This is a genomic window from Haloplanus rubicundus, assembly GCF_003342675.1.
Taxonomy (GTDB): Archaea; Halobacteriota; Halobacteria; order Halobacteriales; family Haloferacaceae; genus Haloplanus; species Haloplanus rubicundus.
Genome location: NZ_CP031148.1, coordinates 1,860,052 through 1,871,368, shown reverse-complemented (window position 1 = coordinate 1,871,368; position 11,317 = coordinate 1,860,052). Strand labels below are relative to the sequence as shown.

Sequence of the window (11,317 nt, the reverse complement as noted above, 5' to 3'; positions counted from 1 at the left end):
GATGACCCCGAACCCCACAACCGAGGACGAGGCGTTCGACCGGTTGCTCGATCACCTCTCGACGGACCTCGATTTCGAGTCGGCGTACTACAACGAGTCGTATCTCGACCGCCGGATCTCGGCCCGGATGCGCCGTCGGGACGTGGAGAGCTACGAGGACTACCTCGACTTGGTTCGCTCGGACCCGGAGGAGCCGACGGCGCTGCTCGACTCGCTGTCGATCAACGTCACCAGCTTCTACCGCAACCCCGAGGCGTGGGAGCCGATCCGGGACGCCCTGCGGGAGGTGACGGCCGGACGCGGCCGGGCAACGGTGTGGAGCGCCCCCTGTTCGGACGGGCGGGAGTCGTACTCGCTGGCGATGCTCGCCCTCGACGACGACGAGATTCGCACCCGGCGACTCGACATCGTGGGGACGGATATCAACGAAGACGTCCTCGACCGGGCACGCGAGGGCGTCTACCGGACGACGAAGACCCGCGACGTGGCGGCCGAACTCGAACCGCTCGACGACGCGGAGCAGTACGTGGACCGCGAGGGCGATACGTTCGCCGTACGCGACGCGGTGAAAGAGCTCGTCACCTTCGAACAGCACGACCTGATCGCGGACGAGCCGAAGCGGGACGTCGACCTCGCGCTCTGTCGGAACCTCCTCATCTACATCAACACGGAGTCGAAGCGGGCGGTCGTCGACACCGTCCTCTCCTCGATCCGCGAGGGGGGCTACCTCGTCATCGGGATGACGGAGACGCTGCCGCGGGAGAGCCGCGACGCGGTCGAAACGGTCGACAAACGGCGGCGCGTCTACCGGCGAGCCTGACATGTCGCTCTACCAGCTCGAAAAGGACGGCGACACCGACTCCCTGCTCGATCACCTGAAACTCAGCGACAACCCCTCCATTCGGCAGCGGGCCGCCGAGATTCTGGGCGACGTCGTCGACGACGAGCCACAGGCGGTCGACGCCCTCGTCCGGACGGCCAAGGAGGACGACGACGAGGCAGTCCGGGGCGCCGCCATCGACGCCCTCGACGCCATCGGGAGCGAGGCCATCGAGCGACTGGTGGCGGAGATGGCGGGAGTCGACGGCGCGGATGGCGCCGACTGGGTGCGCGCCGAGGCGTTCGTCGAGACGCTCTCCGCCGACCGCCCGGAGCTGCGGATGGCGGCCGCGAACGCGCTTCGCCGACTCGGCGATAGCGGGGCGCTCCCGGCGCTGGTCGAGACGCTCGACGACCCGAATCCGCGGGTTCGCGCCCGGGTCGCGCGGGCCTGTGGCGCCATCGGCGACGAACGGGCGACGGACGCGCTCGGGGCGCGCCTCGACGACCCGGTCGGACAGGTGCGCCGGGAGGCCGCCGACGCCCTCGCCGCCATCGGCACCGACCGGGCGCTCAAACCCCTCCTCGACGCCGCCGCCGACGAGAACGACGAGGTGCGTTACGCGGCGGTGATGGCGCTGGGTGGGTATCGGGGTCCGGAAGCCATCGACCCGCTGATCGGCGCGCTCGACGACGACAGCGACGTGGTGCGGCGGGCGGCCGTCTTCTCCATCGTGGAACTACTCGCGTCCGCACCGACCGAGCAGAGCCACCGCATCCGCGAGACGGTCGTGGACCGGCTGGGCGCGGCCGACCGCAGCGTCGTCGACCCGCTCGTCGAACTGTTAGAAGAGAGCAGCCAACCCCGCGAGCGGCGTAACGTGGCGTGGCTCCTCGGTCGCGTCGCCAGCGACGAGGGAATCGACGACGCCGTCGGGGCGCTGGTCGACGCCCTCGACGCCGACGACGGCACGACCGCCCAGTTCGCGGCGACGAGCCTCGTCGAACTCGACGGGGAGCGGGTGGAAGACGAACTGCTCGCCCTGCTCGAAGACCCCGAGTGCACCGAGGCGGCCCGGTCGAAGGCGGTGTTCGTCCTCGGCAAGGTGGGCGGAGAGCGTGCCCGCGAGCAACTGGAGGAACTACTGGATCGGGCCGACGACGAGGAGGTCCGCAAACAGGCCTTCGCGGCGCTGTCGAAACTCGGAGGGCGTCGATGAGCGAGGGCGAACGCAAGGTCGTCGACACCCGCGGGAAGTTCACTCAGGTGGTCAAGGACGGCCGCGAACTCAACGACGCGGAGTGGACCGGCGGGCGTATCCTGCTGTCGAACAAGCGGCTGATCCTCGCGGGCAACGGCGGGAAGCGAACGATCCCACTCCCCAAGATTCGGAGCCTCGACGGTCGGACGGACGTGAACCAACTGGTGGCGAAGGTGTCGGGCTACGTGAGCCTCCAGTTGGCGACCGACGACGTGGTGCTCGTCTCGGCGGAGGACCCCGAATCCTTCGAGCGGATGCTCTACCGGGCGCTGCTGGACCGCAAGATGGTCCTCGCCCGCCACCCGGCGGTCGAGGGAGGCGTCGTCACCGACGCCGAGTGGGAGAAGGCGCGGCTGAAAATCGAGGAAGGGGCCGTCGCCCTCGCCGTCGCCGACGGGTCGTTCGTGGAGATCGATCTCGACGACATCGGCTCGATGGAGGCCAACGAGCGGTCGGTCAGAGAGGAGAAGCGGCAGGTGCTCGAAGTCGAGCACAGCGAGGAGGGGACCAGCGTCCAGACGTACATCTCCGGGACCGAACGCCGGTGTGCGATCCTCGAAACCCTGCTCCGGAAAGGCGAGAGCCGGAGCGAAATCGGCGTCGACCTCTCGGAGCGAGAAAACGAGGTGCTGATGGCGCTTTACTCCGGCGTCTCGCCGTTCGAGGTGCCCGACTTCCTCGGGATGGACGTCGACGAGGTTGAGTCGGTGTTCGACCGCCTCCTCGAACTCGAAGTGGTCGAGGAGATCAGGGTGCGCCGCGAAGTCGCGCTCAACGCCCGCGGGCGCAACATCGCCAGCGAAGCGATGAACGATCAGTAACGCGGCCGGCCGAACTCGTTGTCCGTTGAGAGCCCGGTCAGGACGGCGTCGATGGACGCGTTCTGCTCGACCGGTTCACCGACTCGGACGTAAACACCGCACCGTCGGCCCGAATCACCAGGTCGAACACCTGTTCGAGCACGTTGATGCTCGCCTGCTGGACCCGTTGCGGGTCGAGGTAGTAGTGCGCGAGCGCGCCCGCCTGTTCGAGCCGCGACGAGAGGAGATGGAGAAAGCGAAACACCGTCTGCAGTTCGAACGTATCGACCAGTTCGGTGAGGATGTCGAACTCGACGGAGAGCGCGCCGCGTGCCTCGGTCGATTGGATCGTCCGCGAGAGGGTCTCGCCGACGCCGCTCAGATCCGGTTGGCCGTCGACCGTCACGACCGCCAGCTCGGTCGGTGGATCGACATCGAGCCCGGATAGGGGCTCCGCGGCCGTCGTAACGAGGGTCGTCGAGGCCGGCCACGAGGGGAGTTTACGATCCAGCAGTCGAAGACGAGCGGCCGGGTCCGCCGTGACGACGACCGCAGCGTCGCCCCGGGAGAGGAAATGCGCGCGGGCGTTAGCCGCCGCGTCGCAGTCGATTGGGGCGAGCACGAGGACGCTGCCGGTGCCGCCGACGGCGTCCACGACGTGGGCATCGGCCTCGATTTGGGACTCCACGTGGCCGAACAAGTGTGACTTGAACGACTCCAGCGCACCGTCGCCCGCGTAGGTCTCCCCCTGCGCCCCACAGTGCGGACACCGCCACACGGTCCGCAGGTCGTCACGGCGGAGGTTCGATTCGGCGTGGTCGAACAGGTGGGACCTGATCGCCTCGGCCGCGGCGTCGGCGCTCGCCGCCCAGAGACTAAACGTACACGTTCGACACCGCCATCGATAGACCACCGTCGATCAGCCTCCCACCGATCGGTCGTGTCGCGTTCGACGTGGCCGGCCGGCGCGTGACGGGAGCGTCACGCGTTCACTTCCTCCAGCCGGCTGTTGATCACGACCCGACCCTTCGGCGTCAGCGCCGTGCCGCCGTCGCCGTCGACGACGAGACCCTTCTCGCGGAGGCCATTGAGCACCATCGTCGTCTGGCTGGCGTCGGCGGCGACTACCTCCAGCGGATCGACGCCCTCGCCGGCGGAGTAGACGGCGACGAGCACCTGCACTTCCTCGTCGGAGAGCGATACGTCCTGTAAGTCCTCGACGATGTCGCTGTACTCCAAGCGGAAGTAGCGGCCGAGCAGGTTCATCACGCGTTCGGAGGGGAGGGCGACGACCGAGAGGAGGGCGGTCCGTCCCGGGACGTGACGGACCGAAAGCGCCGGTCGGGACTCGCCGCCGAGCGTCCGCGTCTCCTTCTCGAAGTCGGTCACCGTCGCCAGATCGATGGCGAAGTCCACGTCGGGGCCGTTGAACGCGAGGGCGCCGTCGTCGACGGAGAGTTTCGCCTTGCGGATCGCCGAGTCGACGACGCGTCCCCCACGCTCGGCGGGGTGTTCGACCGTCACCGTCCGGCCGTTCAGGTGGGCTTTGAACAGGACTGTGGCGAACTTATCGACCGTCTCGCTCTCGGCTTCGACGACGGCCATGCGTCGTCCCTCGTCGGTCCGGTAGGCGACGGTGACGGAGTCGCTGAAAAACGAGCGCATCTCGGGCGGGACGTGCCCGACGGCGATGTCGAACATCGCGGCGGTGGGCACCGTCACCTTGTGGTCGTCGCCGACGAGCACGAGGCGTTTCCGACTCATCACGATCCGCCCGCGGACGGGGTCATCGCGGTTCATGTCGGTCACGAAGAAGTGGCCGACGAAGTCCGCGATGACGCGCTCAGACATTCAACAGCCCTCCTACGACCGACATGGTGAGCACGGCGACGGCACAGCCGATCCACGTCAGCATCACGAAATGCAGGAGGGCGTTTGCCTTGTGGCCGCCGTCCACCGTCCGGATGATGAGCGCGGAGAGGACGGCGTTGATCATCACCACGCCCAGGAGGAGAAACTGTATGAGCGGGAGGTCGTACACCTGGGTGTGGATGAGCCGCCCCACGTTGAGTTGGGAACTCGCCGTGAGGTCGAGCGACATCCCCGCGAGGATGTCGACGATTTTGAACCCGATGAAGAAGGCGAAAGAGGAGGCGGCGGTGATACCGTAGAGGAGGCCGATCATCGTCACCGTCGCCTGCTGGCGCTGCTGTCTGAGCTGGTTGACGTGGTTCATGTTCTCGCTGATGAGTTCACCCAGTTGTTTCGGCTCGCCGCCCATCTGTCTGCCGACGAGGTACATCTCGCTGAACTTCTGGATGAGGTAGGAGCGCGTGTTGGCGGTGAAGTAGTCCCACGCGCGGTCCGGTTCGAGCCGCATGTTCAGCCGCTTGAACAGGTCGTCGACGTCCTCGGTGAGGGGACCGAAATCCTTCTTGCGCAGGGTCTTGAGCACCGCCGTCGTCGTCGACTGCTTCGCCGTCTCGCTCGCACCGAGCGCCCGGATGAAACTCGGGAACTCGTCGTCGCGGGATTTGATGCGCTCCTCCTGGACGCGGAAGGCGACGCCCGGAATCGCGAGCGGCGTGACCGGGATGGCCATGTAGAGCGGGCGGGGAATCGACGACACGGGGAGCAGGTCGGTCAGCCCGGGCACGCCACCGAACAGGTCGCCGGCGACGAGGACGACGAGCACGACGGAGAGGACGGCTCCCGCGGCCAGGCTGGCGATCATCGACCACTCCCCTTCCGGGCGCACGTCGTCGGGGTAGTACCAGATGGGGTCGTAGGGCGACATCGTCCGGATGACGAGGAAGAAGCCGGTCTGGACGAACGCGTAGAGGACGATGACCGCTCCCACGGTCATGGTCGGGTCCGTCCCCGTCAGGATGGGGAGGACGATGGCGAACACCAGCGCGAACGTCATCGAGAGCACCATCGACAGGTAGAGGTCCTTCATGACCTCGAGGTTGTCGAGCGTGCTCTCGTACATCGTCACGTAGTTCTGAATCATCACCTGCTGTTCACTGAGGAGGAACTCGCTGAGTTCCTGTCCGGCGTTGACGGTGTAGGCGAGCCGGTCGAAGAAGTCCGCGAGGGGTTCGCTCGGGATGTTCCGGGCGCGGCGACGACAGGCGTCGTCGAGGCTCTGGTTCCAGGTGTCGACGAGCTGGACGACGCGATTGATCTCGTCCGCGAGGGCGCCGTACTCCTCCTCCTCGCCGAGCTTTCGGAACACCTCCATGCGGTCGATGTTCGTCGTCGACAGCACGGTCATGTGCGTCATCAGGAGGTGGTACTGGTTCTCCATCTCGACGCGTTCCTGACTGACGAGGAGTTTCGGGTAGGCAACGGCGGCGAACAGAACGAGGCCACCGAGGAGGGGTATCGGGAGTCGCACCGAGAGCGGCAACTCGACGAGGACGGCGACGGCGACGGTGCCGGCGAAAAAGAGGACGGAGGGGAAGACTATGAAGAGGAGATACCGCGACATCTCCATGTCCATGCGCTCGTACGCCTCGACGATGGACGCGACCGTCTCGGAGGCGGTGATGCCGGTGCCGTTCTCCGCGGTCGGTTCGGACGCCATTATTTGTGGATATCGAACGGGAGCCCCTCGACACCGTCGCGCTGGAAGGACTTGATGGCCTCGTTGACCTCGTGGTACTCGAGGATGTTCTCCTCGATCATGCGCTCGACCAGTCGCGCCCGGAAGTCCAAGTCGTCGTAGATGTCACGCGTGTCGGCGTAGCCGAGGAGCGTAGCGATCTGTTCTTCGAGGACGTAGGAGTTGTTCATGCCCTGGAAGACGATTTCGTCCTCGACGGGGTCCCAGCTGAACACCTGCCGGGTGACGACGCCGTCCATCTCCTTGGAGTACCCCTCGATTTCCTGGACGCTCGTGACCCGCCGGAGCACGTCGTCGCCCTGTTTCACCCGGTTCTGGAACAGCGCCACGTCGGCGTTGTCCATGAACGTCTCGGGGACGTTGATCGGGTCGCCGGTGAACCGCTGGATCATCGAGACGATGTCGCTGGCGTGGAAGGTCAGCATGACGGGGTGGCCGGTCTGGGCGGCCTGGAACGCCATCCGCCCCTCCTCGCCACGGACCTCGCCCACGACGATGTAGTCGGGGCGAGAGCGCAGGGCGGCCGCGACGAGGTCGAACATGTCCACGTCGGAGTTCTCCTCGCCGCCGCCCTCGCGGGTGAGCAACTGCTGCCAGGTGTCGTGGGGCGGGAGCACCTCGGCGGTGTCCTCGGCGGTGTAGATCTTCGAGTCCCGGGGAATAAAGGACATGATCGAGTTGAGCGTCGTCGTCTTCCCGGAGGCCGTCTCGCCGACGACGAAGACGGTCTGTTCGTTCTCCAGACAGAGCCAGAGGTAGGCGACGAGTTCGGGCGAGAGCGTCCCCCACTTGGTGATCTGGTTGATCGAGAGCGGCGTCTCGTCGCCCTGGCGGATGGTGAGGCTCGGCCCCTGGACGCTCACGTCGTCGGAGTAGATGACGTTGAGACGCGAGCCGTCGGGGAGTGTGGAGTCGACGATAGGGTTGGAGTCGGAGACGGGGTCGCCGATGCGTTCGCCCATGCTCCGGATCCAGGAGTCGAACTGCTCCGGCGTCCCGAAGTCGACGGTGGTCTCGATGAGGCCGTAGGTACCGTGGTCGACGTAGCACTGGTGGGGACCGATGACGTGAACGTCCTCGTTGGCCGGGTCGCGCATGACCGGTTCGAGCGGGCCGAGGCCAACGATGTCGCGGTTGAGCCGGTAGCGGATGTTCTCGTAGGTCTGCTCGCTGACGCGGTAGTTACTGAGACCGAGGAAGTCCAGCAGGCGGTCGATCCAGTAGCGCAGGCCGCTCCGATCCTGTTCGATGGTCGTCGTCTCCTGAAGGAGTTCCTCGATCCGGTCGTCGTACTCCGACTCCTCCTCCGGGACGGCCTTGCTGACGCTGCGGTCGAGGAGCTCGTCACGGATCTTCGCGAACAGGCTCTGCTCGTCGCCGGAGAGCGACGGTTCGATGGCGTAGTACTTCATGTCCTGTCCCAGGTCGCCGTAGATGTGGCAGTAGATGGGGCCACCGATGGGATAGAGGACGTTCGGACGGCTCGTCTCGTAGTCGCTGGTCGGCTCGTCGATGAGCAGGGGGAACTCGCCGGTGATCTGCTTGAACTTCTTGAGGTGGTCGCGCAGGTGGGGCCTGTTGGCCGCGATCTGTTTCAGTTCGTCCGAGGGGGTGGCGGTTCCGAGTTCTGTCATTATGCGACGCTACGACTCTCGATGACGATCCCCGTCCCCGAGCGGACGGAGTAGCCGATGGTGTCTCCGACCTGCTGTCCCATGCCCGCGAACCGCTTGACCGAAATCTGCCGGCGCACGTCGTTGCCCACTTCCACCATCTCGAGTTCGAGGAACACGTCGGCGATGGAGCGGAAGGGGCCGATGGCCTCCTCGTCGACGGTGGAGGGGTCGACCGTCAGGACGATCACCTTCCCCTGCGAGATGACGTCGCGGAAGAAGCCGATGATCTCGAGGGCGGCCTGGCGCTCCTCGTTCTGCCGGACCAGCGCCTCGAACTTCGGGTCGTTACGGAGGATGGCGTCGAAGGTGTCGACGACGACGACCTCCGAGTTCCACATCATCTCCGCGTTCATCAGACGCTTGAGGAGTTCCTTGCGCTCGCCCTCCCCCTCGTCGGAGAGGCGGCCGCCGGTGTCGAAGTCGGCGTGGAGAAAGAGGACGTTCTCGTCGAGTAGATGGTCGACCATGTCGTACGACAGCGAGTGCATCTGGTCGATGAACCCGCGGGTGGTCAACTCCGTCGAGAGGTAGGTCACGGTGTGGCCTTCCTCGCAGAAGCCGTAGGTGAACCGCTGGGACAGGGCACTCTTGCCGGCGCCGTAGTCGCCCTCGGCGAGGACGATGCTCCCGCGGGGGACGCCGCCGCCGAGTTCCTTGTTCAGGCGGTCGTGATCCTCCAATCCGAGCGACAGCAGGTTGGAACCAGTCCCACTCATGTGCGGAACCTGAACACCTCCTCGTCGCCGTTGACGATCAGTTTCACCCGGTGGTCGCCGGGCGAGAGGTCCGTCCCGTTGATTTCGAGGCGGATCACGTTGTTTGGCTGCCACGTCTCGCCGTCGACGACGGTGATCGTGACGTTCGTCCGGTACCGGCCGTCGACCAGTATCTCGATGAACCGTGAGTCGGCCGGGATGTTGGCGGTCCCCGTGTTCTTCACGAGGAGCGTCACGGTGTTCGTCGAATTGTTGTAGACCGGACTGCCCGCGTCGCTGATGACCTCGATGTCGGTGCGCACCTCCTCCGAGACTTCGAGGCTCTGGTCGTCGATACCATCGCTCAGCCGCGAGATGCCCTGCGTGAACGTGCCGGCGACGCCCGCGGCGATGACGAGGCTCGCGATGAAGAGGATCAGGTGAGAGGCGGAGACGCTGGCCACTCAGATCACCTCCACGTCGGCCACGCCGGGACCGGAGACGAGTTTCACGCGGTTCGGGCGGGTCGTGGCGTTCACTTCGAGGTGGAGGCGCTCGCCGGGGAGCCACAGCGCCGTCGAGTTGTCGCCGCCGACGGTCCGCGCGGTGAAGTCGTCTCGGTACGCGTTGTCCACGATGAGGTCGACGGCCGCGACGTCGAGGGTCGTCGATCCCTCGTTGACTGCCTCGACCGTCAGGGTGTCGGTGCCGGCGTCGTACGTGGCGTTCGTCACCGTGAGGGCGGTGTTCTGCCGTTCGAGGGCCTCCTCGTCCACCGCGGATCGGGCGTCGTTCACCCGCTCGAACCCGTTGGCCGAGGCGGTGTACGCCGTCGAGAAGGCGAGGAAGATACCGACGAAGATGATCGCGGCCGACCCGCTGACGCTAAAGCCCAAAGGGGACACCTCCGCCACCGCTCCAGCAGTCGAAGACGACCGAGTCGGCGGTCGACCCAGTCAGTCGGCTGATGTAGCGCAGGCTGGCGACGTGGTGGTCGATGGCGAGCGTCGACGGGGCGCCGGTCACCTCCCGGTCCGCGTCGAGTTCGCCGAAGCCGACGAGGAAATCGCGGAGTTCGTCCGCGGCATCCTCGCCGACCCACTGGATGCGTCGGTAGTACTCCACCGCCCGGGCCGCATCCTCCACGTCGCCCTCCTCGACGAGGTATTCGAGCCACTCCATCACGAGGAGGTCGCCGACGTAGCCCGACGGAACGGTCTCCAGGTAGGGTTTCGACGTGCCCGATCCCTGCATCATCGTGTTGGCGGCGAACTGCATGTCGCCCGCGTCGGTCGGTTCGTCCGCCCTCGCCGCCGACTCGTCCGCTGCCGTCGCCCCGTCGGCCGCCATCTCGGCGGGCGCGGGGTCGGCCTCGACGTCGGCGGTGTCGTCGACGTCCCCGAAGTCGCCGTCGTCGTCCCCGAAATCGCCGTCGTCGTCCTCGAAGTCGTCGTCGACGTCCCCGAAATCGCCGTCGTCCTCGAAGTCGTCGTCGCCGAGACCACCGAAGTCGTCGTCGCCGTCGTCGATGCCTCCCAGGTCGTCGCCGTCGAGGTCACCGAAGTCGTCGCCGTCCTCGATATCGGCGGCGTCGCCGTTGGTCGCGTCCCCGTCGTCGGCCCAGTCGGCGTCGCCGCTTTCGTACTCGTCTTTCAGTTCCTCGAACGATTTCCCGGAATCGTCTCCGTCGTCGGAATCGTCGGACATGGTATCGGTGTTCGCGTCGTCGAAGTCGCCGAAATCGTCGTCCTCTTCCTCGTCGAGGAAGTCGTCGTCGAAGAAGTCCTCGGCGTCGGCGCCGGCGATGTCGTCGTCCAGATCCGCTTCGTCTTCCTCGTCCTCGTCGTCGAACAGACCCAGCGACCCGCCGCCGCCGTCGAACCCACCGCCGCCGGCCTGCACGTCGTCGACGAAGGGGTTGACGCCGCGGGTGACCATCTCGTAGATGTCGAGCAGTTTGCGGACGTTCTCCTCCACGTCCTCGACGGTGTTGCTGATCTCCTCGTTCTCGCTGCGGATGGTGCTCACCGTCGAGGAGAGGCTGGCGACCTCGTTTTCGAGTTCGTCGATCCGGCCTTCGAGTTCGGCGGTCGCGGCGCCGCCGCCGTCGTCGCCGTCGTCGAATCCGAGTCCGTCGTCGCCGCCGAAGTCGTCGCCGCCGAAGTCGTCGAGGTCGTCGTCCTCCTCGAAGAACATGTCGTCGTCGCCCTCGGCGTCGCTGCCGTCGTCGTCGTCACCGCCGAGGAACCGCTCTAGGAGTTCCATGCGGTCCCTCCCGTCACCCGACAACCCGTCGAACCCATTCTATCGTGTTCCCTATGTGCGTGCCGTACTTTAATCGTTGTCCTTCAATTATCAATTCTGATACGTGTATGACGGATGTCTGTCAACCGTCGTCGCTCGCGTATCGGGGCGCTGACGCGTGATTCGCTCCGAC

10 protein-coding genes and 1 pseudogene are annotated in these 11,317 nt (G+C 66.1%); 3 read left to right on the top strand and 8 right to left on the bottom strand.

What is annotated here, in order from left to right:
- The first annotated feature begins 1 nt into the window (after position 1).
- Genes DU484_RS10480 through DU484_RS10470 form a run of 3 tightly spaced genes read left to right on the top strand, consistent with a single transcriptional unit; the run spans position 2 to position 2,902 of the window.
- Positions 2 to 820, top strand: a complete 819-nt coding sequence (locus DU484_RS10480; protein WP_114605862.1) for a CheR family methyltransferase — start codon at positions 2 to 4, stop codon at positions 818 to 820.
- Position 821: 1 nt separating this feature from the next.
- Complete coding sequence (locus DU484_RS10475) at positions 822 to 2,039, top strand: HEAT repeat domain-containing protein (protein ID WP_114585999.1); 1,218 nt, start codon at positions 822 to 824, stop codon at positions 2,037 to 2,039.
- On the top strand, positions 2,036 to 2,902 hold the full coding sequence (locus DU484_RS10470) for a CheF family chemotaxis protein (RefSeq protein ID WP_114585998.1): 867 nt from the start codon (positions 2,036 to 2,038) through the stop codon (positions 2,900 to 2,902). Before DU484_RS10475 ends, DU484_RS10470 begins: the two co-directional genes overlap by 4 nt.
- Positions 2,903 to 2,939: 37 nt before the next feature.
- Here DU484_RS10470 and DU484_RS10465 read toward each other — a convergent pair whose 3' ends face one another.
- The 8 genes and pseudogenes from DU484_RS10465 to DU484_RS10430 all read right to left on the bottom strand — a co-directional run.
- Positions 2,940 to 3,794, bottom strand: coding sequence for a DUF7504 family protein (locus tag DU484_RS10465; RefSeq protein WP_114605861.1), 855 nt, complete (start codon positions 3,792 to 3,794; stop codon positions 2,940 to 2,942).
- A 68-nt stretch (positions 3,795 to 3,862) separates the two neighbouring features.
- Complete coding sequence (locus tag DU484_RS10460; RefSeq protein WP_114605860.1) at positions 3,863 to 4,732, bottom strand: CheF family chemotaxis protein; 870 nt, start codon at positions 4,730 to 4,732, stop codon at positions 3,863 to 3,865.
- Positions 4,725 to 6,470, bottom strand: coding sequence for an archaellar assembly protein FlaJ (flaJ, locus tag DU484_RS10455; RefSeq protein ID WP_114585995.1), 1,746 nt, complete (start codon positions 6,468 to 6,470; stop codon positions 4,725 to 4,727). The genes DU484_RS10460 and flaJ overlap by 8 nt, the downstream gene beginning before the upstream one ends.
- Complete coding sequence (locus DU484_RS10450) at positions 6,470 to 8,143, bottom strand: type II/IV secretion system ATPase subunit (RefSeq protein ID WP_114585994.1); 1,674 nt, start codon at positions 8,141 to 8,143, stop codon at positions 6,470 to 6,472. Before DU484_RS10450 ends, flaJ begins: the two co-directional genes overlap by 1 nt.
- Entirely contained in the window at positions 8,143 to 8,901 is a 759-nt protein-coding gene (locus tag DU484_RS10445) for an ATPase domain-containing protein (RefSeq protein WP_114585993.1), read from the bottom strand. The genes DU484_RS10450 and DU484_RS10445 overlap by 1 nt, the downstream gene beginning before the upstream one ends.
- Entirely contained in the window at positions 8,898 to 9,344 is a 447-nt protein-coding gene (locus DU484_RS10440) for a CARDB domain-containing protein (protein ID WP_114585992.1), read from the bottom strand. The genes DU484_RS10445 and DU484_RS10440 overlap by 4 nt, the downstream gene beginning before the upstream one ends.
- On the bottom strand, positions 9,345 to 9,785 hold the full coding sequence (locus DU484_RS10435; RefSeq protein WP_394338743.1) for a fla cluster protein FlaF: 441 nt from the start codon (positions 9,783 to 9,785) through the stop codon (positions 9,345 to 9,347).
- Positions 9,772 to 11,145: pseudogene (locus tag DU484_RS10430) on the bottom strand (FlaD/FlaE family flagellar protein); the annotation flags it as partial. The pseudogene DU484_RS10430 and the gene DU484_RS10435, both read right to left, overlap by 14 nt.
- Positions 11,146 to 11,317: the final 172 nt, after the last annotated feature.